This window comes from Nocardia sp. NPDC004260 (genome assembly GCF_053603155.1).
Window position 1 is genome coordinate 1 of the sequence record NZ_JBSGEZ010000068.1, and the last position, 25,299, is coordinate 25,299.

Sequence of the window (25,299 nt, forward strand, 5' to 3'; positions counted from 1 at the left end):
GCCGAACCACCGGAAGCGAACGCGTCACCCAACCAAAAGCCATAACTCTGGGCCACGTCGTTGGCGATATCGGAAAACGTCGCGGTGCCCTTGTCGGCCGCCACGACCAGGTAGGTGTCGTCACCATCACGCCGTACCACTTGTGCTGGCGGAAGGACTTCGCCCGTCGCGCGGTCCACGTTGTCGGTGATGTCCAGCAGGCCGGAGATGAACGTGCGGTAGCATGCGACGCCTTCCGCCCCGAACGCTTGGCGGTCGGCGGCGGGATCTCCCGTGGCCGCGGGGGGTTGCTTGACCACGAAACCGCCCTTGGCGCCGACCGGCACGATGACCGCGTTCTTCACCGCCTGCGCCTTCACCAGACCGAGAATCTCGGTGCGGAAGTCCTCCAACCGATCCGACCACCGCAAACCACCACGAGCGACCGAGCCGAAGCGCAGGTGCACGCCTTCCACCTGCGGCGAGTACACGAAGATCTCGAACTGCGGCCTCGGCTTGGGCAATTCGGCGATCGCATGCGGATTCAGCTTGACCGACAAGTAGTCCAGCGCGGCTCCGGCCTCGTCACGCCGGTAGTAGTTGGTGCGCAGGGTCGCCTCGATCAGGCCGAAGAGGGCGCGCAGGATGCGGTCGGTGTCCAGACTGACCACCGCGTCGATCTCGGCCTGCACCCGCGCGGCGATCTCCGCCGCGCGGTCGTCCGCCTCCGTCCCGACACCGTCCGGGTCGAAGTACGCGGCGAACAGGTCGATGCACGACCGCGCCGTCGCCGGATGGGTCAGCAGCACGCGAGTGATGTTGCCGAAGGTGTAGGCGAATCCGGCCTGCTGCAGGTACTTGGCGTAGGCACGCAGCAAGGCCACCTCACGCCAGTGCAAGCCGGCGCGCAAGACCAGTTCGTTGAGGCCGTCGACTTCGGCGCGGCCGAACCACATCGCGGTCACGGCGTCCGGAAAGCGCCTCCGCGCACTGGTTTCCGGCAGCGACGCGGCATCGACGGAATGCGCCAGCTGGGCGGCGGGCTCCGCGTCGAGCGCTTCCCGCAGCGGCGCCGCGCTCACCCGCAGCCCGAAGTCGTAGATCCAGCGGTCCGGCCGGTCCGCCAGCACGACGCGATAGGGCCGCTCGTCGACCACCTCCACACCGAGGCTGTGCAGCACCGGCAGCACCCGGCTCAACGAGACGCCTTCGCCCGCGACGTAGAGCGTGAAACGCCATTCCGGCGCGGCGGAGTCGCCCTGGCGGTAGAGGTCGGTGTCGATCTCCCCGTCGGACAGCCGCTCGAGGCGCCGCAGATCGGTGAGCGCGTGCGCGGGCTCGTGCTCCTGCTGGTAGCCGGTGGGGAAGGCCGCCGCGTAGTCGGTGGCCAGCGCCTGCGGCACGTCGGACGCGCCCGCGGCCTCGGCGACCAGCCGGTCGCCCCAGGTCCACGTCGTCGCCAGCAGCAGCTCCTGGATCCGCTCGCGATTCTCCTCGGAGATGTCGGCGGCGTCGGCGCCCGGCTTGCGGTGCACCGTGAAGTAGACGACGGCCAGCTCCGATTCGGTGGCCCGCGCCGAGTACGCGATCTGTTCGGCGTCGAACTGCTCGCGCAAGATCTCGCCCATGCGCACGCGCACCTCGGTGGTGTAGCGGTCGCGCGGCATGTAGACCAGGCAGTAGATGGTGTCACTGCGCGAATCGCGCCGGATGAACAACCGTACCTGCCGCCGCAGACCGAGATTCATGACCGCGGAGACGGTTTCGAACAGCCTGCGCGCGTCGGTGGAGAACAGCTCCACCCGCGGGAACGACTGCATCATCTCGAGCATGGCCTGCCCGGAGAACGAGTCGAGACCGAAGCCCGCCCATTCGATGACCTGCAGCACGCGCCGGGAGATGACGGGGATGTCGAGGATGTTCTCGTGCAGGCCCGCGACGGTGAAGGTGCCGACGAAGACATGTTCGCCCTTGACCATCTTGACGGTGTCGCCCCAGGCCGCGCGGCCGCTCGGGTCGCTGGAGCCGTAGTCGGCCACGCTGATGAAGTACAGGTCCCTGGAACCGGGCAGCAGCGAGTCCACCGAGCCGTTGGCCATCCGCAGGACCGTGCGCTTCGCGCCGACGACGGGCACGCTGATGTCCGCGGTGGCGCCGTTGCCGAGGATGCCGAGCCCGGTGCCGGGCAGCTGCCACGGTTCGAAGTCGGCGTTCGCGGTCGGCGCGGAGCGGCGGAAGTGGTAGTAGCCGTAGCCGAGCGGGGTGAAGTGGCCGTCCGAGAGCCAGCGCAACAGGCCCGCGGTCTGCGGGATCTCCGCGTCGCCTGCCCACTGCGCCGCCTGATCGAGCTGGTCGGCAACGGTATTGAGCACCTCGACCATGGTCGGCGTGTCGTCGGCAACGCGGCGCAGGTCGGCCAGCAGCGGCGGCAGGGCTTGCTCGATCCGGTCCACCAGTTCGTCGGACAGGCCCGCGCCCAGTTGCACGTGGATCCACGACTCGCGCAGCGTCCGCCCGTCGGTCTCGCCCGCCGGTTCGGCCACGCCGTCGCGTGGGGCGATGGAAAGCACTCGGCCGTCGGCGTCGCGCGACACGTCGAACACCGGATGCACGACCTCGGTGATCGTGGCGCCCAGGCGGCGCAGCGCGGCGGTCACCGAGTCGACCAGCAACGGCATGTCGTCGTTGACGATCTGGATCGCGGCGCCGACCCCGGCGCTGTCGTCCGGCCGGTAGACGTGGGTGGTCGCCGAACCGGGCGCGCGCGTGGCCGCCAGTTCCAGATGCTGACGGAAGATCCGCTCGGCCCGATCCGTGATCGCCGACGTCGAGGACCCCGGCTGGATCCACCGGAAGTACGCCGCTTCCAGGTCGGTCGGATCATCGCGGAACCGCTTCGGTGAAATCGTCTGCTGGGTGGTTGCCACCATCGATCCGTTGCCTTCCCGAGAACTGCGCTCGTACGTGTTTCGTACTTCACATAACGTACCGCTGGATAACGGCACAATCAACAGTGTAACAATAAATTTCTCTCGCCGACATGGGTTGCGGCGTCCGGGATCAGGTATTTTCCGTGCCGGGCGGAGGCCTGCGCTGCTACCTCAGCGGAGCAGTCCCGCACGCGACAGGAAGGTCTGCGCGCCCGTTCGACCGGCGAAGTTGCCCGTCTCCAACCGAAGACCGGTCCGGGTATCCGCGTACCAGACGGTTGCCGAGGGGCCGATCGCCGCGTAGACAGGACCGTCCACGAGGGCCGTACCGCCCGCGCCGCGCCATCGAGAGATGCTGTCCGCCAAACGATCCTGCGGTAGCAGTTCGGCGTAGAAGGTCAGATCCCGGCCGCCCGCGATATTGCCGAACAGCATCGGATCGGTGGCGGCGACGACGCACTTCTCCCGCTGCCCACCGGAATCCAGCGGTTGACAGCTCGCGGCCGTGCGGAGCAGATCCGGGATTGCCCGGACCGGCGCGCTCCCCTGCGCGTTCCCCTGTGCGATCGACGGCAGGGACGGCGAACAGGACCATAGACCCCAGACGGCGGCCACGACCATCAGCAGCGCGAGCACCCCCACCGCCTGCCACTGCCAGCGCGGATACGCCTTGTCCACAAACCTTTTCGCTTCGCCGCCGACCTTCTCGGCGACTTCGGCGACCTGACCGGGCAGGTGCTCCGCGACGGACTTCACCGTGTCCACGGCCGAGCGCAGCGGCGCTCCGCAATGGCTGCAACGGGCATCGGCGCCGGTGTTGCGGTGGCCGCAGTACTGGCAGGCGAGTTCGGGCAGTGTGGACACCTCAGTGCCCCGTGATGACGATGGAGGAGATCGCGGTGGTATTGATCGACGCATCGCCCTTGGACTCGAGCACGGTCAGCACGATCTTCGAGGCGCTCACCGCGGGCGCCATCTTGGTCACCACCAAGGTCCGCTGGTCGAGCGTCGGCTGCGTGTAGACGGTCTTGGTGCCGTCGTCGAACTGGTACGAAACCCGGCTCACCGTGCGGTATTTCGCCCATTGATCGGTGCCGTCCGCGCTGATGTGGTCCCAGCCGGGCACGATCCCGATCGAATCGATCTGGTAGGTCTTGCCCAGATCGATCGTGATGACCTGACCGTCGACCTTGTAGGCCCGCACGCACGACCACGCCTTGCCTGCCTGCCCGCCGAACGCGTCCATCCCCGAGGTGCTGCCGGGCGGGCACTTCGACTCCGCGGACTTCGGCTGGATGATCGAGCTCGACGGCGGCGCGGGCGAGGTCGAGGGCGCTGCGGAGGTCGGCGGCGGCGTGACCACCAGAACCTGGTTCTGCGCCGTGTTCTTCGCACCGCCGCCGGTGGTGATCAACAACAGCAAGAGCAGCACGGCGAGCACCGCGGCCACGATCAACGCGACTTTGGGTTTGCGCAGCTGGACGAGCGCGTCCTTGGCGACCTGCTGCGCGGGGGCGAGCCGGTTGGCCGAGGCCGTGGACGGGCGTTCCGGCTCCGGCTCCGCCTCGGCCTGCGCGGTGGATCGCGCGGCGACCGAGGAGAAGTCGTTCCCGAACTCCATAGCCGGACTGGAATCCTGCGCCTGCCCGTTCAGCAGCGCGAGAATCCGCTCACTGGCCTTGGGGCCGTCACCGGCGCGGCGCCGCGGCGCGACGTCAATCGGCTCCGAGTCGAGATCGGGCAACCCGAGCGACGGGACGCTGATAGCCGCGCTGTCACCCAACTCGGCGCCACCGCCGAAATCCGCGCCGACCGTGGACGACGTCGTGGAGGGCCCGAACGAAGGATCAGCGAGCAGCGCGTCGAGGACCGCACCTCGATGACGGAGAAACACATCTCCCGGGTCCTCGGCGGGCATGTCCGGATCGTATCCGGCCCGAGGCGCCCGCCGAGGCGGCCGCTATTCCCGCTGGAGAGAACAGCCGACCGGCCGGGTCAGCGCTTCTTCTCCTCGGTCACGAAGTACTCCGGCGGCACGTCGAAGACGCGAGCCAGCGCGATCACCAAGTCCAGGCGCGGGATCGCGTCACCGTGGATCAGCCGGTACAGGCCGGACTGCGACACCGGCACGTCCGGGTAGGCCAGTTCCAGGTGCTGCGCCAGCGAGTAGAGCGTCAGCGACCGCGTCGATCCGTCCTCGGTTGAGACGACGGATTCCGCGATCAGCTCCGACAACCGGCTGGAGAAGATCGCCGCAGCGGCCTGTCTCGGGGTTAGCGCGTCCCCGGCGTCCTGATGAGAAAGTTCGCCGCCATCGGAATGGGTGTCCGCTACCACGGTGATAGACATTAACCGACCGCTCCCATCAGCTCACGCGACGGCCACCGGGTTGCGGAGGTGCAACCACGGGTCCGGATGCCCCCGCGGGATGCGCGGGCGGGCCGTCGACAGTATCGAAATATCGGGTTTCGCCTCTCGGCTCGATGAGGTCAACCCGCACCGTGCGCATCGGAATGCTCACGTCCACCGCGGTCGCGCTGACCTGGTTGATCGCGAGATCGACAGCGCGTCTGCGCGGACCGCCGGGCTCGCTGATGGTGACCGTCGTGTGCGCGCTGGACGCACGCGGCGGCAGGTGGTCGAAGACCGCGATGGTGGCCGGAGTCTCCGCCTCCGCGTTTGCTGCGCCGTGACCGTCGCCCGGGTCGGCCAAGCGCATCGAGCGCGGGTCGCCGACCGCGGTAACCAGTTGACGCCAGCTGTCCGGCCGCGCCGAATGGATCTCCACGTCCGCGCCGACCACCATCGCCCGCAGGATGATCTGCTGGGCGACGGGCAGCTTGGCATGGACGTCGATGGTGCGCCTGCGCGGGTTGAACCGGGCCGGGTCGAACAGCGGCAACGCCAGGGTGTGGCGCGGCTGGCCGCTGATCGCGCCGAGGATCTGGCCGTTCGGGCCGATCGCGACGGCCAGTTCGGCAGCGATGTCCTCCGGCGCGATGTCGGCGCCGGACTCGAAGCCGCGCAAGGCTCGGATCGAGTCGCCGGTGGGCAACGATGCCAGCAGGGCCGTCGACTGGTCGCCGCCCAGTAGCCGCAGGTAGTCCGGCGGTTCGGTGGTGACAGCCGGGCCGATGAACCGGACCAGGGCGCGTGGCCCCTCAGTGTCGGAGGTCAGGCTCACCACCAGGGTGGTGCGGCCGCGGTTCCAGGTCCAGCAGTCGTCCAGGCCTACCCCGCCCAACCGGGACCAGTCGATCAGGAAGCTGGTCACGCACCGGCCGGGGACCGACGTCTGCAGATTGCTCCAGGTCTCCTGGAGGTCGGAGAGTTCGATTCCGGCGTGCAGCAGGCGCGTCGCGTCCCGCAGGGCAGCGGCGGGCAACGGTTGCGCGGCGATGCCACGCTCGCGCAGCCGCCCCGCGATCCGATGCGTGGCGCTGGCCAGCGCTTTGGGGGCGACCACCGAGCACGGCCCGCGCTTGCTCAGCGCCGCCAGGTTGCGTTCCTGATCGAGCCGGACCACGAGCCAGGTCAGCCGGTCCCCCACCACCGGGTGGGAGCCGATCAGCTGGTCGTAGAGCATGCTGTAGCTACCGGTGGAGCGGACCCGCTGACCGGTCGTGACGATGTCGATGTCGACCGCGATGCCGAACTGATCCAGCATCGGTAGCAGCAGGTCCGCCGGGATGGTGTCCTCGGTGTAGAGGGTTCGCTCGGCGATCACAGTGGGCAGATCGAGGTTGGGCGCGAGCTGGATCATCGCGATCAGCGTGTCGCCCGCCTCGTTGACGCCGCACACGCCCGCGGCGACCTGTACGTCCCGGATCTTCGCCGACTGTGTGCGTTCGCGCGCTCGCGCGGTCCGGCCGGTGCGGTAGGCCGTCCAGTCCAGCAGCCAGCGCATTGCGGTTCGCCCGTTCACCCGGACGGTCACCGTCGTGACCAGGACCGTGACCACCACCGCGCTCACCCACCATGGCGTCTTGGCCGACAGCCCGGCCAACAGGGGGCTGCCGACGACGACGAAGGCGGCGAACGGACCACGCTCGACGCCGGCGACCCGTACGCTCGGAAAACTCACCGGCGCCTCCGCATCGCGGAACTCAGGTGGCTTCCCGCCAGCCCGAGCAGCACGGCAGCGAGGATGACGACGGTCGCGGTGACGGCGGGACGCAGATCCTTGGCGCGCGGCGGAGGAGGAATCGGCAGCTCCGAGGACCGGAACAGGCCCGCGGGTTGCTGGGGCGGTGTGCGATAGCTGAGGGCGGCCAGCGGGTCGATCATCCCAGCGCCCACCGTGTTGTCGATGCCGCGCGCCGGAGCGTGCGCGCTGGCTTGCAGACGGGAGGCGATTTCGCGCGGAGTCTCGTTGGGGAACCGCGAGCGCAACAGCGCGGCCACACCGCTGACATAAGCCGCGGCGAACGACGCGCCGCCGACCGGCACCAGCTTGTCCGGTTCGCCGATGCCATTGATCAGGCCGCCGCCGCTGGGGCCGAGCGACTCGATGCCGGTGCCCGGTGCGGCGATCGAAACCCACGGTCCGATGAGCGAATCCGGCATGGGCGCGCCGGTCGCGGTGGTGAATCCCACCGTGAGCACGTCGGCGCCGAACCAACCCGGTGTGGAGATCGTCTTCACATCGCGCCAGTTGCGAGGGTCAGCGGGGCGCGTCGGATCGATGTCCGGGTTCTGCGCGCAATTGGCGCCGCCCCCGGCGTTGCCCGCGCCGGTCACGATGAGCGCTCCGCGCACTTGAACGGCGTAGCCGATGGCCGCCGAGAGCATGGACTGGTCCGCCTGCGCGTCCACCGGCATGCAGATCGGCAGCGACACGGTGATCACACCGGCGCCTTGGTTAGCGGCGCGAGTGATCGCCCTGGCCAGGGTCCGGATCTCGACGGCGATCCGCTGGCTCGGATCGGAGCTCGGGCGCTCGGGGCTGAACGCGCCGGAACGGGTGCGGATGGAGATGATCCGCGCGTCCGGCGCCACACCGGAGAATCCGTCCGTGGGATCCGCTGTGGCGCCGATGATTCCGGCGACCAGCGTGCCGTGCGCATCGCAGTCGGACAGTCCGTCGCCGCCCGCGGCGAGGTAGTCGCCACCACCGACCAGGTTGGGCAGACGCGGGTGAGGCTGCACCCCCGTATCGATGACGGCGACAGTTACTCCCGCGCCCCGGCTCAGCGCCTTGGCGCGGCGCAGATCCAGCGCCAGTTCCGCCGGTGGGGTGCGACTGAGGTCGCTGTCGGGCAACACGCCCGAGGCCAGGCAGCCCTTCTGCTGCTTCATCGGCTCTTCGGGTCCCGGCGGGTCGTCCGCGGGCGGCGCGCCGACCACGACCTGCGGCGGCTCCAGCGCGACAGCGGGGGCGGCGGTGATCGCCAGCATCACCCCGGCGAGAACCGCGACCACGGCACTGCCGACCTTCATCAGATTCCTCGCATAGCGGTGTAGACGCCCATGATCCAGAAGGCGAGCACCGGAACCACCAGGATCAGCGCGTACTCCACCAGATCGATGACACGCCTGGTGACCGGGGACAGCCGCTTGCCCGGCAGCCGGAGCGCGGCGAAACACGCCGCCAGCGCCGCCAACGCCACCACGAGTCCGACCATGAGACGCGCAACCGGCGTCTCGTAGGCGCTCACCTCGATGAACCCGACTCCGCACACGGTGACCACGGACCCGGCGATAAGCGCGATCGCCTGGACCCGGTCGGGGTGCCAGCGCGCGCGCATCGCGAGCAGGCCGCCGATCGCTGCCCCCATCACGATCTCACGGATGCCACCGGGGCTGACCGCGGCCGAGATCACCGCGGAAAGGGCCAGCACCGTGGAGATCGCGGCGATCAGGCCGCGCAGACTGGTCACCGCGAGTCGGGCGCGGCCCTCGATACCGGCCTCTTCTGCGGTGCGCTGCCGTTCGCCGACCGCGGTGTGCTCGTCCCCTTCGCGCACCGTCTCCGCGTCGAAGATGTCGGTCAGCGTCGTCGGCGAGACCTCGTTGCCGGGGTCGGGCAGATCCGGCGGCCGGATGCGCGCGATGACCACGGCCAAGCGCGGCGCCGTGGTCAGCAGCACGATCCCGACGAACGCCACGCCGCCCGCGACCTGCCCGACGGACAGATCCACGTAGGTCAACGGCAGGGCCGCGATGGTCAGCGCGACGCCGAGCACCGTGACCGCCATCAGGGTCGCGATGCCCATCCTGCTCAACCGCATCATGGTGGCGGCGGCCACCGCGGCGACCACGGCCCCGGCCGCCAGATTGGCCGCGGCGAACGGCCCCGGCTGGTCGTAGGCGGGCGGCACCAGCATCGCCCCTCCGGCGAACAGCAGCGGCGTCGCCGCCAGCGTCGCGCCGAGGGTGATCATCGCCGGAGCGTTGCGCCTGCGCGACAGCGCGGCGCCCGCCCAGCACAGCCCACCGAGCAGCAGGGCGGGCAGGCCGCACCACAGGGTCGACCCGGTCATGGTCCACGACCAGGCCAGCATGGCGGCCACCGCCGAGGCCCCGATCCCGAGCACGGCCAGACCGACGATCGCGGCGGTGTTCGCGTCGAATTCGGCGAACTCGCGCTCGTTGATCAGAGCGAGGGCGTCGGTGATGTCCTCCACCACCGGCGTGAACACCTCCGCCGACTCGACCACCGCCAGCATCAGCACCGTGCCGTCGGTGACGTCGTGGTCGGCGAGGCTGCGCCAGCGCGGAATCGGCGGCTCGCCCGGGCGGGCCAGGCTCCACTGCCCTCGAGGCGGAGTGAAATCGACGCTCTCGTCGTCGATCGCCGAGGCCAGCACGACCAGCAGGTCATCGATGAACGTCTCGATGGTGAACTTGGTCGGCACCACCACATCGACCTGATACGTGGAAATCATCACGGCGATCCGAGCCCGTGCGACCTCCGCCGACGGCTGCGTCCCGGCAGGCGCGGGCGCGACGGCAGTACTCATCGCCACCCTCCGCGGTCACCGGAGTTGTCGGCGCCGCTGGAGAGGTACCCAGGGAATCCATCGGCCAGCCAGGCGGCCAGCTCTTCGAACGCGAGCACGGTCTCCTTCTCCAACAGCCGCAGGTCGATCTCGCCGCCCTCGGCCAAGTGCGCGTCGTAGGGCAGCACACAGGTGGGGCGCTGCGCGGTCTCGAACAACTTCTCGATCGCGTCCACGTCGACGGTCGGCTTCAGCGGCTGGTGGTGCACGATGCCGACGATCGACTTCGCGATCAAATGTTGCAGGCCATGAGAACTCAGCCAGTTCAGGGTGGCCACCGCGCCGGTCACGCCGCCGACGGTAGCCGGAGTGACGACCACGACGGCGTCGCTGGTCTGCAACACCGTCGACGTGACCGAATCCAGCACACCGGTCCCGCAGTCGACCACCAGCAGATTGAAGTGCTTGCGCAGCACTTCCACGGCGGTGCTGTACTCGCGGCCGGACAACGCCTCGGTGGCCTCGGTGGACCATGGGGAGGCGATCACCGCGAGGTCGGAGGAATTGATCGAGGTGAACGACTGCACCGCGGAGAACGCGTCGAGGTTCTGGGATTGCGCCAGATCGCGCAGCGTCAGGCCGTACGGGTGCCTGCAGGTACGGGTGGAGAGGTCGCCGAAGTCCGGGTTCGCGTCGATCGCGACCACCCGGTCCGGGCGCAGGCCCGCGAAGGTCGAGCCGAGCGTCGCCGCGGTGGTGGTGCGGCCGACGCCGCCCTTCACGCTGATCACCGCGATCTGATAGGTCGTGGTGAGCTGGCGCCGGATTCGCGACTTGCGGTCCTCGGCGCGCTGCTCCGCGGGCGAAAGGCCGAGGTTGAAGCCGACTTTGTTGAGGGCGCCGCGCATACCGGAGCTGGAGCGCAGTTGCGCCCGCTTCGCGGCGGAGATGTCGGCGAGCAGTTCGATCGAACTGAGCGCGGCGGGCAGCACCTCGATCCGCGGCGTCGGCTCGTAGGCGGAGTGGTCGACGCGCTCGGGGACCCAGGGGGTCGCCGAGCCCGCCGACCACTCCTGGTCGGCGGATGCCGCTTCGGTGCGCGCGATCGCCTGGGACGGCGTAGCGGCGGAGTACTCGACCCGGTACTGCTCGGCGGACCGCTGTTGCGCCGAATGCTGTTGCGCCGTCTGCTGCGCGGCAGGGGGCGGCGCGGCGGAATGATTCGGCGGAGGCGTGCTCGCCTGCGGTGGCGGCACGTTCGCCTGCGCGGGGGGTGTATTCGGCTGCGCCGGCGGCACATTCGCCTGCCGTGGCGGCGGCGCGCTCGCGACGGGAGGCGGTGTCACGCCTGCCTGCGTGGGGCGGGCTCCGGGGTCCCCGGTCGACGCCTGCGGCTCGCGCGGCGTGCCGATCACTGGGTCGACGGGCGTGGATTTCTCGGCGTCCTGGCGCGCCTCGGGTGCGGGGCCAGATGCGACGGCCGCGTCGGTCAACTCGTTCGTCGGTGCGAAGTACGCGTCGTAACCACCGCGAGCGCGCGCGGACTCGGCCGAATGACCGTTGATGCTCGGTGCTCGGTTCATTTCCGTCGTCCTCTCGACAAACACGGTTCGACGTTCAGTTCATTCTGCTGGCGTCGAACCAGCTTCGCCCGGGCAGCAGGTCGATAAGCGCCCCGATGCCCGCCCGCAGAGCCGCGTCGTCCCCAGGGGTGAACGTGGACCATATCTCTCCATCCATCGCCCTGCTCGGGGTGACGATGAGCCGCCCGGAGAGCGTGTCGAGCACACTCACCGACACCTCGGGCCGTACCTGGCTGCCGTCCCGGTGTTCGACAGCCAGGATCTCAGCCCGGCGCGCCACCTCCTCGAGCGCTCGGCTCAGCACCGCGGCTGTGTGCGGCTGAGCACCCAACTCCATCAACGCCTGTCGTCGCTCGGCCGGCTCGGCCGGTACCTCAGCGAGTTGCTCGACCGTGGTGGTCATGGGTGTGAACCTCAGTGCCTCCGCGGGACCGAGCGCGGCGGCCAGCGCGGCCGTCAGGTTGTCCAGATTCCGTCCTTCCTGGAACATCGTCTGGATCACCACGTCGTCGTCGCAGCGCAGGGCGAGCACGTGGGTGTCACCACTGCGTACCAGCGAAAACCGCAGCATCGCCCGCGGTTCCCCGTCCAGTTCGGTGGCCATGATCCTGGCTGCCAGTTCCACGTCGGGCCGGTCCAGGCACCGCAGCCAGTGTTCGACCACCGGGTGCACACGGTCACCGTCGATGATGCCCGCGTCGGTGAGTTGCTCCGCTACAACAGCGTGCACTCGTTCCCGATCCTCGAGTCGATAGACGTTCGGTAGCAGCGCGAGCACAGGCGGATACGAATCGATGCCGACCAATTCTTTGAGGAAGAGGGCGGCATCGACATTCAGATCGATCGCTACCGGATCTGCTTCCAGGGGAAAGGCCTCCCTTCCATGAACTGGAACTCGGCCACGGTGTGGCTCACCGTGCAGGTTCCTGGTCGGCCGTCGCTGGCTCGTCCGCGGTGTTTCCGATCACCCCGACCAGCAGCAACTGCTCGTTGTCCGGCTCGTCGGGTTCGTCTCGCCGGTCGGCGTCGCCGTATGCTATGACGCCGATGATCGGGGGCTCTTCGAGAACCGGGACTTCCTGCGGTTCTCCGGGCACGAACACCTTCGACTTCTTGCGGTCCTCGTCGCGCCTGCGCCGCCGCATCTGTGCCTTCGGCGCTGTCGCTCCGCGCGGCGCGGTCGGACGCGAGGCCAGCCCGCCGCCGGTCGGATTCGGCGAAGCCCCGAACGCGGTGCCGCGACCGAGGGACCAGTTGGACGGCATCCGGAAACCGCTTGCCGCACCGGGCATAGCGCTCAGTCCGCCGCGGGCCATGTTCAGCGCCGCCATGCTGCCGGCTCCGCCGTACAGCCCGGCCAGCGTGGTGGAGTTCTGCGAGGCTCCGAGCAGACCTTGCTGGTCGAACGAACCCGAGCCGTCCATCCCCGAGTTGGCCAGTGAATCCGACAGCGACGGATTGTCCATGTCGGGCAGCTGGTCGGTCGGTTGGGTGGTATCCACTGGTTGCGTGGTGTCGGTCGGCTGGGTCGTGTCGGCAGGTTGTGTGGTGTCGCTCGGCTGGCTGGTGTCGGTGGGATCGGGATTGGATTTGACCGGATCGCGTCCGGTGTCACCGGTCTGGTGATTCACCACGTCCTGGTTCGTGTGCCCGGTGTCGGTGGCCAGAGGGTTGGTGATGTCCGGAGAAGCCAACAGATTGGGCGCCGACTCCAGCCCCGGACCACCGTTGACGATCGGCAGGGGAACCTCCGGCGTCGGCAACCCGGCCAGCACGGCGGACGCCGCGCCGTCGTAGCCTGCCATCACCCCGGCCGCAGCCCCCCAGATCGCCAGATACTCCAGCTCACTCGCCGCCATCGCCCCGAGCGTCAACGGAGCCAGCTGTGTCGTACTCGCAGCGGCGAGAGCGGCTTGCTTCGCATACCATTCCGCCAACCACGCTTCGACACCCAGCATGGCTCCCTCCGCCTCGCCGAAGATCGTCCCGAGCTCGGCCGCGGACTTCGCGGCATCCATCGCGACCACGGACTGCCGGTGCAGCCAACCGGCGTGTTGACGAAACGCTGCTTGGGCTCGATCGGACGAGGGCCCTTGCCATGCCCCGCCAATCATGACCGTCGAGCCGTCCGTACCGCTGGCGGCGGCCGCTAACCCGGCAGCCAAGTCCGCATAGGCGGCCGCGGCAGTAGTGAGCGCGGCCACGCCGGGGCCGGACAGCAACCGATGGATATTCACTTCGGGTGGCAACGCGAAGTAATCGAACGACATGAACGGCATGGCATCAGCCTCGCTCGAAAGGACTCGGGTTACTCGCCGAACGCCACGCGTCTCGCGCTGATCTGACTGTCACCAGCGGCGTCCGCCGCGCAATAGCAGGCGTCCACATCGGGCAAGTGCGGCTCGGCGACGATGCGGTGATTCACTCCCTGTACCGTCTTAGCGAAGAGGTCGGTTGCGAAGCAGAACAAACCCTCGGTGATCTTTTCACTCACGGAGTCGCAGCCGGGCGGTGGCGGCACGCTTCCTGCCGCGGCCGTACTTATCGTCGCGACCAGACCGGCCGTGCGGATGCTCTCTTGCGCTCCGATAGCGGGGAGTTGCCCTGGAGTGAGACTGAAGTACATGGAAAGCTCCTAACGAAGGGCGCCGTGCTCGCATCGAGCGGTGCAATCAGAACGTTAAGCTATTCCCAGGGGTGGGGATGCGGCGCGGACCTCGCATTCGCCCCCGGCTGCCACCTCTTCGCCGCCTACAGACGACCCCCTTGGAACACGAGCAGACGCGTCACGTGACACGAGTCATCCGCCCCACACCGCCGACCGGCATCCAGGACATGCGATCGCCCTCGACGATGTCCGCGAACAGACTCGCCGAGGGCGATTTGCATCGGATTTCCGATCGACCGCGGCACCGGCCCTACGCGGGTGTCGCGACCGAGTTCGATCGAGCCTCACCGGGTCGGCTCGTGCCCCACAGGACGATCCGCCCGAACCGGGATCACGATCCGAACCGGTGTCGTCAGAGCCCGATCTGCGAGAACCGCATGGCCTGGCCCTGGTCCACCACGCGGAACTGGCCGTCGATGCCCGACACGCCCTTGGTGGCCGCCTTCAGCGCCATGAGCGCCTCGTTGTACTCGGTGATCTGCTTGTCGATGCGATCCTGCAGGTTACCGTTCTCGGAACCGGCGTCACCCTGGAAGTACTGCTTCAGCAGCTGGGCCAGCCTGTTCCGCTCTTCCTTGTCCACGGTCATGTCGCTGAGCACCTTGTCAGTACGGACGACCAGGCCCTCGACGGCATTGTAGTCGTTCTTCAAAGCCATTTTCCGAAACCTTTCTTGATGGTTTTCTGGTGGCCAATCGGCTCAGAAATTGAGGTTGTACATTTGCGATTGGACCTTCGATGCGTTTTCTTGGTCCTGGTTGTCGAAGCTCGCGCCAGAGGAATTCAGCGCGTCGACGATTTCCATGAAGGTCGCGTGCAGCTTTCCGCCCTTGTCGAGAGCTCCCTGCATCGCCTGCTGGATGGCGTTTCCGGTCGCACCTTGGACGGCGGGCGCATATTCCATCTTGACACCTTCGAGAATACCCAGATGGTTCTTGAAGGTGTCGGCGTGCATGAAGAACTTTTTGGCGGCGGCGTTGATATCGGACGGGTCGCCGGTGTAGCCGATGGGCATATCTGTTCCTATCCTGTAAGGCGTTTACCTTGCCTCGGACGGATTCGCCGAGGACGTTGACGACGTGTGCGCCGGGATCGACGATGCCTCGACTCGGGCCATCGACGTACCCGACCACACCGATTGCAGGGGGTTCTCCAGTATCGGCACCTCCTGAGTTTCTCGGGGAACGAATACCGCCGCCCCGTAGCGGACTTCCCGTGGCGTTCCGTCTGCGGCGTGATGACACCTCACGGTCGGCCCGTGTGTCCGCCTGCGGTGCCTTGCACTGTGGTTCGGCGGCGTCCGGCACGCGGTTGCCAGACCCGGCGACAGGTTCGCCGACATCCCGGCACCGGCGGCGTGGCCGAGCATCCGCTTGAGCTCGGTCGCGGCCTCCCACAGGTCTGGCGGCGCGATGCCGAGATCCGGGAGCGCCATGGTGAGACTCCAATCGAGCGTGACTACCAGCTCGGATCGAGCGGCTGCTAAGGAAACGGTAATTTATTCCCAACCTTGGGATGGGCGCCGAAGTCACATCTGCTGGGGCACCCACGCCACCTGGACGAGATCTCGGCGAGAAGACATGGGCTCCACAAAGATTCCACGGCCCGGCGGCTGCTTGGTGGGTCGCACATCGCCGATCAGGATGCCGTCGAGCTTCGAACCGTCCATGATCAGACCCGAGGAATTGAGGTTTTTCATCTGGCCGATCACGTTGTCGTACAACGCCGTGTCCGCTTGCGCGATGTTGCGCGCCGCGACGACGTGCAAGCCGGTGTCGCGACCGTCGACGATGATGTCCTTCAACGGTTCCAGCGGATTCATCCCGCCACGCTGCACCACCATGTGATAATCGTCGATCACGACGAATACCTCGGGCCCGGACCACCAGGACCGCTCCGCGAGCTGCCGGGTTGTCACATTGTCCGGTGGGCGGCGCGAGCGCATCTTCTCCACCAGCGGGGGCAGTGCCTCGCGCACATCCCGCTCGCTGGTCACGTGCCCGATGAGCATCTCCTGCGGCACCGTCTCCAAATGCCTGCGCCGGTAGTCGATCAGCAGTACACGCGCCTGCGACGGGTCGTACTGGCGGCGAATGGATTCCAGCAGCGCGGCCAGAGTGGTGGACTTCCCCGATCCGGTCGAGCCGAGCACGATGAAATGGGTCGACACACTGAAATCGATCGTCGCCGGGCTGAGATCGGATTCCCGGACGCCGAACGGCACGATAAGACGCTGCGCGAGCGTTTGCGGCACCGGCCATCCGGCACGCACCTCATCGATGCTCACCTGCGGCGGTAGCAATTTCACCTGCGGCGCATGCCTTCCCGGATAGCGCTGTGTGATCTCGGCGGCCGCGGCGGCAAGGCCTTCAGCGGCCGAATTCGGATCACTCACACCATCGATGCGAGGCAACGCCGTGTGCATGTGCAGGCCATCGGTCGAGATGCAGCGACCCGGTCGGTTGGCGGGGATCGCCGCGACTACGGCGCGATGGACATTGAAGGTGGTATCGGCCAGGTCACCCAGCCGCATCTCGACGCGCGTCTGCATCAAGTCCTTGATCGCGGGACGAATAGCGATCCAGCGCGAACTACTGACCACCAGGTGGATGCCATAGTTCAAGCCCTGAAGCGCCAGGGACTCCATAACCGGGGTGTATTCGTCGTAGTACGGGCCGTTCGTGCCGAACCCGACATCCCATCCATCGATGACCAGGAAGACGTCACCATAGGGATCACGGTCGTGCCACGGCGGCACACCCCCACCGTCGCGCAGCGTGCGGAACTTCCGGATCGAATCGATGCCGAACTCGGTGAACATCGACTGCCTGCTCTCGAGCAGGTTCGTGACCAACGCAATCGTGCGCCGGATGCGGTCGCCGTCCCGAGCCGCGGCGACCGATCCCACGTGCGGAAGGTTCGTCAGCGCCGCCAAGCCGCCGCCGGAGAAGTCCAGGCAGTAGAACTGCACCTGTTCCGGGGTGTGGGTCAGCGCCGCGGACAGGATGAACGTCTGCAGCGCGGTCGATTTGCCGGACTGCGTACCGCCGACGATGGCCATGTGCCCGCCCGCGCCGGACATGTCGACCGACCAGACGTCCTGACGCTGCTGCCGTGGCTTGTCCACCAGCGCCACCGGCATCTGCAACGCTCCCTGCGGCACCGCGCGGATCATCCGCTCCAGCGTGGGCGGTGTGACGAGTGGCGGGAGCCACATCTTGTGCGCCGGCTGGCCGTGCCGGGCCAGCTGCTGCAATACCGCTTCCATCACCGTGATCGACTCGCCGTCGGCGGACTCCGGCGTCTCCTGGACCGCCACCGGCTCGATCACGGCGGGACGGTTGTCGACGATGTGGCCGGAGGTGAAGCGCTGCGGCGGCCGGTATCCGCCTCCGGGCCTGCGCGCACGCTGCGCGGAGGCCGCGGACGCCCGCGCCGGAGGCGCGTACTTCGCGCCCACGTACGCCGCCTGGAATCGCTGGAGATCACCGGAACCGACCCGGAGATAGCCGGAGCCCGGCTTCTTCGGCAGGTGGTAGGCGTCCGCGGTGCCGATCGCGTCGCGCGAATCACTGGTCTGGTTGGTGCGCAGCGCGACTCGGTAGGAAAGGTGTGCTTCCAGCTCGCCCATCCGGTTCGCGGGCACCTTCTGCGAAGCGAGCAGCAGGTGGATGCGCAGCGATCGGCCCAATCGGCCGATGGCCACGAAGAGTTTGGAGAAGTTCGGGTACTGCTCGAGCAGTTCGGCGAACTCGTCGAGAATGATCAGCAGCGTTGGTAGCGGTCGCAGGTCCGCGCCCTGCTCCCTGGCGCGCTCGTAGTCGGCGACGCTGGCGAAATTGCCCGCGTCACGCAGAATCCTCTGCCGTCGCGCCATTTCACCGTTGATGACGTCTTCCATACGGGTGACGAGGTCGGCTTCTTCCTCCATGTTCGTCACCACGGCCGTCACGTGCGACAGCCGGTCGAAGCCGAGGAAGGTCGCGCCGCCTTTGAAGTCGACGAGCAACAGGTTCAGCACATCCGGCGAATGGGTGGCCACCGCCGAAAGCACCAGGGTGCGCAGGAATTCCGATTTACCCGATCCGGTCGCGCCGATGCACATGCCGTGCGGGCCCATGCCTTCTTCGGCCGATTCCTTGATGTCGAGATAGACGAGGCTGCCGGCCGGATCATGTCCGAACGGGATGTTCAAGCGGGCCCGATCCTCGTCGCGTCGCCGGACCCACGCCTGCTCGACGCGGATGGCACCGGGGTCGGCGATGCCGACCATCTCCTCCCACGACGTGCCACCGCTGGCCTGTTCGGCGGCCACCGCTTCGACCACTGTGGACAACCGGTACGGCGAGAGACTGCGCGCCATCGCCGTAATGGCCGCCGTGGACAGTGAGTCCGCCACGCCGACCCGACGCAGCCCGCGAACGGTCACCTCGTTCAGCGATCCATCCGCGGACACGGAGAAACGCAGCGCCCGCGGCAGATTCTGCTCCGCGGGCCCCAGCCGCAGCCACGTGCAACCATCGATGCCGGAGATGTCACGGTCGCTCGCCGGCCCGGCCACGTCGACGATCAGCAGGTAGTGCGTGCGGTCGAGGGTGGGCTGCGAATTGGCGGAGAACGGACCGCGATTGAGCCCGGCGAGCACCTTGGTGCGCAACTCGGCGACGGTGTGGTAGACCATCCGGCTGGAGCCGATCGCGTCGTTGTCGCTCGGGTGCTGAGTATGCGGCAGCCATTTCAGCCAGGACCACTCCGGCGCGTCCGGATCGGACAGCACCGCGGCGACCGCCACCTGGTCCGGTCCGTGCAGCACCGCCACCTCGGCGATCATCGCGCGGACCAACCCGGCCACGAGCCCCGGTTCACCGTCGATACCGACTTGCGGCGCCGACAGCAGATTGATCGCGACCGGCATGCCGCCGACCGTGGAATAGGCCTTGGCGAACCGAGTCAGCTCGACGACGCCGACCGGGTCCAGATCGGACGTGGGCGCGGCTTCCGGAACGATCACGCGCACTTGGTTGGCGATGCGTCCACGGCCCACCCGTACGCGCAGGAACTGCGGACTGGCGACCTGCACCTCCCACATCCGCTTGCCCCCGATCAACCGGGCGATCTCATCGGGACCGGGATGGGTGTAGCGCAGGAAGGCATGGAGTTCGGCTTCCGCCGCGTGCACCGTCTTGCGGTTGTCGGTGATGCTGCGCAGGTAGTCTTTGCGTTCCTCGTTCAGGCTCGCCGCGCCGCCGGAGTTGCCCCCGAGCGCGCCGCCCATCATGCCGAACATCGACACCAGCATCATGGCCGGGAACATCAGCATCATCGGGTTCATGGTTCCGCCCCCGCGGAACATCATGACCATCATCCCGCACATGGCCGCCACCATGACCACGGGCATGATCATCCGCACTCGCGACGGCGGAACCGGCTTGGGCAGCTCGGTCGGCGGTTGCAGCCGCAACTCGGTCACGGCGGGGGCCTTGGGACCGCGCACCATCCGGGCGGGTCGTACGAACCGGCGAGTCGTGGTCACTGCGTACCTCCGAGCCCGGCGACGACCTTGTTGTTCGGAATTCCGTCGTGTTGGATGCGAGCTTCCTTCTGGGACAGAGCGGGACCGACCGCGAACAGCGAGATGATGCTCCACGGCGCGGGGACCGGCGCCCGCAGCGCGAGCGCGAGCAAGGTGGGGTCGGTGCCGCCGGCGCTGTTCGGTTCGGTGATGATGCCGTAGCGCACCCCGCTGTCGGAGACCCAGTAGAGCGATTCACGCAGCGGCGATCCCGGCTCGGTACCGGTCACCTGCACGAATCGCCCGGTGTCCCTCGGCAGGTACGCCGCGTCCGCGGTGGTGCCGCGCGAAGCGGAGGAGGTCACCAGGTCGACCGCGCGGCCCTGCTCGTCCCGCGTGAGCGGCAACTGCCTGCCCACCAGTAGTTCGGTGGTCGCGTTCGGATCGCTCCCGGAGCGCGACCAGTGCAGGCACGTGACGCCGGACTGTTCCGGGTCGACCAGGCGAATAGGCCGGGCCGGGTAGGTCGCGGTGCCCGGCCACTGTCCAGGGCGCAGATTCGCCGCGATCACGTTGGGTCCCACGGTGCGAGTGGTCACCGAGCCTTGGGCGTCCGCATTGCGGACCATCGCCGCCAGCACCGAGCTGACTCGCACCAGCCCGGACTGGGAGACGAGGTAGTACGAGACGCCTTGATCCGGCGTCGACACGGTGAGTACCGACCCGACCGGCGTCGTGAATCCGTTGTTGAGCGTGATGGTCTCGCCCTTGCCCGGCACGTCGGGGACCCGGAGCGGCGGTGCTTCGGGAATCGCGTTGACCAAGCCCTTGGAGGCCGCCATCACCGGAGCGGTCGAATCGATGCCGAGCGCCATGGCTACCGCGGTGTTCGCGAGGTCGATCGCGGCGCGCACCACGCCTTTCTCGGCATCCGCGTATACCAGCCAGGTCGTGGTGTCGTCGCGCAGCAGGCGTGCCTCGCCGTCACCGAGCGGGCGGTTGGCGTCGCCGTCGATGGTGAGCGGGCCGCCGATCGCCGTCGTCCGCAGCGCGGAGCGACTCACGGTCGGCAGGCCGGTCGCCGGGTTCACCGGCGCGGCCGCACCGGTGCGCGCCGTATCGCATACCGTCCACGAGGAATCCTTCTCGTTGCTGTCGACGATGCTGCCGGGCGCACCGGGAATGCCGACCCAAGGCCCACGCGGATATTTCGACAACTCGTCCCGGGATACCTGCACCGGATTGTCGGGAGAGCCGACGATCAGCCGGGCCGAGGTGAGATTGAGCGCCGGGAACAGCCGGTTGTTGACGCGTACGAACAGCGCCCCGGTGTCCTTCTCGGCGACGATCTTGGAGTCCCCCACCTTTTTGGCGGGCTTGAAGAACGCCAGCACGGCGCTGCCTGCGATGAGCACGCACGCGAGCGCGATGCCGATGGTCAGCGCGGTCGAGCGGCCGCGCTGCGGGTCATCGATCATCGACGCGTCGCGCCGGACCAGCGCGTGCTCGATCCGGCGCAGCAGGAAACGCCAGCCGGAAATCTGGTGTTTGGTCACAACCCGGAAGCGCGCCACCGGTTATCGTTCCTTCCGCCGCCCTCACCAAACCGTAACCAGCGGTCACAGCATGAATACGACCGCTATACCCAGCATTGGGGATAGCGGATCAGCGGACGCCTCACACCCGCGTGCTCGGCGCCAAGCCCTCCAGCGCCGCGGTGACGTCGAACGCGTCGATCGTCATGAGCTCCTCGTCGGTCATCGCGGCGATATCGGCGTTCTCTCTGGTGAAGCGATAATCACGCTCGGCTTCGGCGGCCTCGACCACATTGCGCACGAAACGGCCGTTACCGGCCAGATCGATCAGCCGCCTGCCGTTCTTGGTCTGTCCCGCCAGCTCCTCACACCTCAGGCGCAGCACCTCGCGAGCCTGCTCGGACAGGATCGAATCCTTCTTCCGCGCGATGTGTTCGGCGATCTGCACCAGTTCGTCGGCGTCGTAACTGGCGAAGCGGATCCGCTTGGTGAAACGAGAGGCAAGGCCGTCGTTCGATGCCAGGAACCGGTCGATCTGGTCCTCGTAGCCCGCGATGATCACGACGAGCTTGTCGCGATCGTTCTCCATGCGAGCCAGCAGCGTGTCGACCGCCTCCTTGCCGAACGCGTCCCCGCCGGAAAGACCTTCCTGGATAAGGGTGTACGCCTCGTCGATGAACAGCACCCCACCGAGCGCCGAGTCGATCAGCGCGTTGGTCTTCGGCGCCGTGTGGCCCAGGTGGGTGCCGACCATGTCGTTGCGGGAGACCTCGATGACCTCGGCGTTCTCCACGACACCCAGACCGGCGAAGATCTTGGCGATCACCCGGGCGATGGTCGTCTTACCGGTACCGGGGGGGCCGGAGAAGATCAGGTGCTGCGACTTCGAATCCACGGCGAGTCCGCGCTTGGCGCGCACCTGATCCATCAGCACGCCGGACTTGAGCCGGTCGACCTGCTCCTTGACCGAATCCATGCCGATCTGCGCTTGGAGCAGATCGGAGGCTTCCGCGAGGAGGCTCTCCCGTTCCGCGCGCGCTGCGCTGGCTGCCGCTTCGCGCGGGTCGTCGCCCGTCTTGGGATCCCACCTGTTCGTCCTGGACGCGATGAGTTCCGCGGTGGCGACCTCGAATCGGTACGACTTGTCGCGCACCGCGCGCTGCCATTCCTCACGGTCGGGCCACAGTGCCGAGCCCTGCAACCCCTTGAGGACCTTTTCGGCGGCGTCGTGATCCCCGTTGTGCCGCATCAGCATGCCGAGCAGGAAGTGCGCGTCGGCCCAGATATAGGACAGGCTGCCAGAGGAGCTGTCTTCCACGATTCGCTGCGCGCGCGGCATGGCCTCGCCGAAGCGGCCCAGGTGTGCCAGCGACTGCGCGGTCATCAGCTCGGCGGCGATGTCCAGCAGGCCATCCTCCAGCACCGGCCGCGCGTTGCGCAACGTGAGCACCTCCGGCCACTGCTTCGTCCGGAAGTACAGCGACATGCGCACGAAGTCGGAGACGTCGTCGCGCGGGACTTCGTCGAGGATCGCCGCGGCTTCCTGCCATTCACCGCCTTCGGCATACGAGCACGCCTGCGCGATGGCGATCTGATCGCGATCGGCCATCGCGACGCGCAGGCCGTACATGCCGATCTCGACCTGGCACCACAGGGCGCGGTCGACCAGACCCGCCCGCTGTTGATCGCGGTAGAGGTTGTGCACCGAGCGGTAGGCCCCGTAGATCACCTCCGAGGTGACCTCCCCGGCCATGGCACGCCCGAGCCAGGCATCGCACATGTCCGGGTCGAGATCGGTAGCGGCCCGAAACGCCGCCGCCGCGTGCTGGTCGTTGCGCACGCCACCCGCGACCAACCCAAGATTCTGAACACCCGTGTAGAACGCGTCCTCGGCCGCTGACACTCGGACTTCCCTTCCGCCGATCAAGCCTGCTCGAACGATAGATTCCGGGGATCACGCCCAGGACTCGATTTCTTCCCAACATTGGGAAGTCGAGACGGAGACGACGCCGCTTCCGCGACATGCCAATTTTGAACGTGCCGTCAGTTAACGGTATGTTTACCTCGGGGTCGGCAATCATCCGCCTGCAGATGGCCCCTTCGGCGGCGGCTGGCCAGCCGCGATCCGGTCCACCCAGCCGCCGCGCAGCAGGTCACACGCTTGATGCAAAATTCTTGCCGCTATTTAGGTGCACACTATTGAACGTTCCGACAGAAGAGGGTACTGTCTGAACACAGATCGTCAGTCCCTCATCCTGACGATCTGAACCCAAAAGCAACGGCCGGTGGCACCGGCAGGCCACCGGCCGTTGCGGGGGAACGACACCCAGGCGGTAGCGCGGTTCGTCTACGCTTACCACTCCCGCCATCTCTACTCTGTGACCCATTCCCGCGCTTGGGAATGGGTTTTCTTGTTCGTTCGATCGCCGGTGCGCCGCGTCAGGGCGGCGAGTCGATTCGACAGCCCGTCAGCCACGCGACGGCGGCGAGTCCGGGGGCTCGGACGCCGGAGCCGTCACCCGCGCCGGCGGGGGAGCCGCGTCGGCGCGACCGGCGCTGTTCGCTTCGGAGTCCTTCTCCCGCACCAGCCGCAGTGGCGGCCGCGCGGATGGCGCGTGCACCACAGCAGGAACGTCCCGGGTACGGCGGGTTTTGGTCCACGGAGTGACCGCGGGCCGACGCACTTTGGGCGTGGCCATCGCCGCGTGCTCGAGCTTAGGCGGTGCGGGATCCAGCCTGCCCGGCTGCGGCCCGGGTCGGCCCCAAGGGGTGGACGCCGCGCCCGGGCTCTGCCGCGAGAGAGGCGGAACTCCTGGCGCATCGCCCATGACGGGGGCCGCGACTGCGGCCCTGTCCCCCGCGGGCACAGGGTCGGCGGGTTCAGCCGCCTCGGACGCCCAGCCGGATCGGCGAGCCTCGGCGTCGACCGCCGGCCGCGCCGGAACCTCGGGCGCCGCGTCGTGGGCGGCCACCGGTCCGGCATCCGCTCCAGCGTGCGCCGACATCGCGGATGGGTGCTCGACACCTGCCGGCCGGTCCGCCGCGTTGAGGTCCGCACCGTTCGGCGCAACCCACGGGGCCGCAGACCGGCTTGGTGACTCGCGGGGTTCCGACCCGGCCGGCGAGAAGGATCGCTCGCCCGGCTGGACCGGCGTACCCGTGCCACCTTCGGATCCGTTTCGCTCGACCGGCCGTTCCGCAGCGCCGACCGCGTGGGGGGCTTCGCGCCGCGCGAGGGGGACGCGCGCCTCGTCGTTCCCACGTCCGTCGAGGCCGGCGTTCGCCGCCGGTGCGTGCGGGCCGAAGCGCGACTCCGGCTGTTCGCCGCGTTGGAACGGAATCCCCCGCTCCGGCGCGCCGAGGCCATGCGGAGCGCCTGCGTCCGGCGCGGCGTGCTCGGCCATGTCGTCGAACGGTGTCGATGTCGTGAAATCGAGCGTCGAGACGTTCTCGGCGAATGTCGCCGCGTGCCGCATGATGTCGTCGGCGTGATCGTCGAGCACCTTTGCGAAGTGCTGCACCGCGTCGGGATCGATGTGTAGCGGCGGCGGTCTGCCCGAGGACGGGACGTGCAGCGCGTCGCGGGTCGCGTCGTAGACGATCCCCTTGACCATGTCGTCGATGGCCTGTTCGAGCGGTTCGATCGCCTTGCCGATGACTTCGGCGACGATATAGCCGATCAGGTACTGCGCCATCTCCTCACACAGCTTGCGCGCCGCTGCGGCGATCAGGGGCGCGGAAGGCGCCAGCGGCGGCGTGATCATCATCGAGGCATAGGTGGCGGCCAGGGCGGCGAGTTCGGCCAGCACGGCGACCTTCACCGCGGTGATCACCGTCGCCGCGACGTCGAGGGCCTGACCGACGATCTTGCACGCGCTGTCGAGTCGCCGCATGTGGGTCGCGCTCATGCCCGCCCAGGTGGCGACCAGTTGCTGATACGACTCACCCGAGTAGAAGGCGCCCATCTCGTCGATCACGCCGGTCGCCGAGTCGTGCGTGTCCCGCACCTGTGCGGCGAAGGTGCGCACATGCCCGGCGAGGGCCCGGACGTCGTCCTCGTTGATATCCGGGTAGGGGATGCCGCAGATGTTCAGGAACAGCGCGACCTCGCTGGGGATGTTTATGGCCACGCGATCCTCCCCATGGTCACC

Annotated in this window: 17 protein-coding genes; all 17 read right to left on the reverse strand. The window is 68.0% G+C overall.

The window, feature by feature from the left end:
- Positions 1-2,909: NAD-glutamate dehydrogenase domain-containing protein (locus tag ACWEO7_RS30115; protein ID WP_452428197.1), on the reverse strand; the 2,909-nt coding region annotated here is incomplete at its 3' end.
- A 171-nt stretch (positions 2,910-3,080) separates the two neighbouring features.
- Positions 3,081-3,773: a hypothetical protein gene (locus ACWEO7_RS30120; protein ID WP_452428199.1), complete on the reverse strand. Its 693-nt coding sequence runs from the start codon at positions 3,771-3,773 to the stop codon at positions 3,081-3,083.
- 1 nt (position 3,774) lies between these two features.
- Positions 3,775-4,827 carry a discoidin domain-containing protein gene (locus ACWEO7_RS30125; protein ID WP_452428201.1) on the reverse strand — a complete coding sequence of 351 codons (1,053 nt, stop codon included), beginning with the start codon at positions 4,825-4,827 and terminating at the stop codon, positions 3,775-3,777.
- A 77-nt stretch (positions 4,828-4,904) separates the two neighbouring features.
- The gene (locus ACWEO7_RS30130; protein ID WP_450018437.1) at positions 4,905-5,258 is read right to left on the reverse strand and encodes a helix-turn-helix domain-containing protein; all 354 of its coding nucleotides are present in this window, start codon (positions 5,256-5,258) and stop codon (positions 4,905-4,907) included.
- Between the two features lie 16 nt (positions 5,259-5,274).
- On the reverse strand, positions 5,275-6,993 hold the full coding sequence (eccE, locus tag ACWEO7_RS30135; RefSeq protein ID WP_452428203.1) for a type VII secretion protein EccE: 1,719 nt from the start codon (positions 6,991-6,993) through the stop codon (positions 5,275-5,277).
- Positions 6,990-8,348: a type VII secretion-associated serine protease mycosin gene (gene mycP, locus ACWEO7_RS30140; RefSeq protein WP_452428205.1), complete on the reverse strand. Its 1,359-nt coding sequence runs from the start codon at positions 8,346-8,348 to the stop codon at positions 6,990-6,992. The genes eccE and mycP overlap by 4 nt, the downstream gene beginning before the upstream one ends.
- Positions 8,348-9,871 (reverse strand): type VII secretion integral membrane protein EccD, encoded by a 1,524-nt coding sequence (gene eccD, locus ACWEO7_RS30145; RefSeq protein ID WP_452428206.1) that lies wholly within the window; start codon positions 9,869-9,871, stop codon positions 8,348-8,350. The genes mycP and eccD overlap by 1 nt, the downstream gene beginning before the upstream one ends.
- Entirely contained in the window at positions 9,868-11,433 is a 1,566-nt protein-coding gene (locus ACWEO7_RS30150) for an AAA family ATPase (protein ID WP_452428208.1), read from the reverse strand. Before ACWEO7_RS30150 ends, eccD begins: the two co-directional genes overlap by 4 nt.
- A 34-nt stretch (positions 11,434-11,467) precedes the next feature.
- Complete coding sequence (locus ACWEO7_RS30155; protein ID WP_452428245.1) at positions 11,468-12,355, reverse strand: ESX secretion-associated protein EspG; 888 nt, start codon at positions 12,353-12,355, stop codon at positions 11,468-11,470.
- Complete coding sequence (locus ACWEO7_RS30160) at positions 12,345-13,712, reverse strand: PPE domain-containing protein (RefSeq protein WP_452428210.1); 1,368 nt, start codon at positions 13,710-13,712, stop codon at positions 12,345-12,347. Before ACWEO7_RS30160 ends, ACWEO7_RS30155 begins: the two co-directional genes overlap by 11 nt.
- 29 nt (positions 13,713-13,741) lie before the next feature.
- Positions 13,742-14,059 carry a hypothetical protein gene (locus ACWEO7_RS30165; protein ID WP_452428212.1) on the reverse strand — a complete coding sequence of 106 codons (318 nt, stop codon included), beginning with the start codon at positions 14,057-14,059 and terminating at the stop codon, positions 13,742-13,744.
- Positions 14,060-14,453: 394 nt separating this feature from the next.
- Positions 14,454-14,759 carry a hypothetical protein gene (locus tag ACWEO7_RS30170; protein WP_452428214.1) on the reverse strand — a complete coding sequence of 102 codons (306 nt, stop codon included), beginning with the start codon at positions 14,757-14,759 and terminating at the stop codon, positions 14,454-14,456.
- 42 nt (positions 14,760-14,801) lie between these two features.
- Positions 14,802-15,116 (reverse strand): WXG100 family type VII secretion target, encoded by a 315-nt coding sequence (locus ACWEO7_RS30175; RefSeq protein ID WP_452428216.1) that lies wholly within the window; start codon positions 15,114-15,116, stop codon positions 14,802-14,804.
- A 513-nt stretch (positions 15,117-15,629) separates the two neighbouring features.
- The gene (gene eccCa / locus ACWEO7_RS30180) at positions 15,630-19,634 is read right to left on the reverse strand and encodes a type VII secretion protein EccCa (RefSeq protein ID WP_452428217.1); all 4,005 of its coding nucleotides are present in this window, start codon (positions 19,632-19,634) and stop codon (positions 15,630-15,632) included.
- Positions 19,631-21,187 carry a type VII secretion protein EccB gene (gene eccB, locus ACWEO7_RS30185; RefSeq protein ID WP_452428219.1) on the reverse strand — a complete coding sequence of 519 codons (1,557 nt, stop codon included), beginning with the start codon at positions 21,185-21,187 and terminating at the stop codon, positions 19,631-19,633. Before eccB ends, eccCa begins: the two co-directional genes overlap by 4 nt.
- Before the next feature lie 103 nt (positions 21,188-21,290).
- Positions 21,291-23,051, reverse strand: a complete 1,761-nt coding sequence (gene eccA, locus ACWEO7_RS30190; protein ID WP_452428221.1) for a type VII secretion AAA-ATPase EccA — start codon at positions 23,049-23,051, stop codon at positions 21,291-21,293.
- Between the two features lie 565 nt (positions 23,052-23,616).
- Positions 23,617-25,278 carry a WXG100-like domain-containing protein gene (locus tag ACWEO7_RS30195; RefSeq protein ID WP_452428223.1) on the reverse strand — a complete coding sequence of 554 codons (1,662 nt, stop codon included), beginning with the start codon at positions 25,276-25,278 and terminating at the stop codon, positions 23,617-23,619.
- Positions 25,279-25,299 lie beyond the last annotated feature (21 nt).

Bases quoted from the DNA above. Each gene is read 5' to 3' on its own strand.
- ACWEO7_RS30150 (WP_452428208.1), bottom strand. From the start codon at position 11,433: ATGAACCGAGCACCGAGCATCAACGGTCATTCGGCCGAGTCCGCGCGC.
- ACWEO7_RS30125 (WP_452428201.1), bottom strand. From the start codon at position 4,827: ATGCCCGCCGAGGACCCGGGAGATGTGTTTCTCCGTCATCGAGGTGCG.
- ACWEO7_RS30170 (WP_452428214.1), bottom strand. From the start codon at position 14,759: ATGGCTTTGAAGAACGACTACAATGCCGTCGAGGGCCTGGTCGTCCGT.
- ACWEO7_RS30175 (WP_452428216.1), bottom strand. From the start codon at position 15,116: ATGCCCATCGGCTACACCGGCGACCCGTCCGATATCAACGCCGCCGCC.
- ACWEO7_RS30160 (WP_452428210.1), bottom strand. From the start codon at position 13,712: ATGCCGTTCATGTCGTTCGATTACTTCGCGTTGCCACCCGAAGTGAAT.
- mycP (WP_452428205.1), bottom strand. From the start codon at position 8,348: ATGAAGGTCGGCAGTGCCGTGGTCGCGGTTCTCGCCGGGGTGATGCTG.
- eccD (WP_452428206.1), bottom strand. From the start codon at position 9,871: ATGAGTACTGCCGTCGCGCCCGCGCCTGCCGGGACGCAGCCGTCGGCG.
- ACWEO7_RS30130 (WP_450018437.1), bottom strand. From the start codon at position 5,258: ATGTCTATCACCGTGGTAGCGGACACCCATTCCGATGGCGGCGAACTT.
- ACWEO7_RS30165 (WP_452428212.1), bottom strand. From the start codon at position 14,059: ATGTACTTCAGTCTCACTCCAGGGCAACTCCCCGCTATCGGAGCGCAA.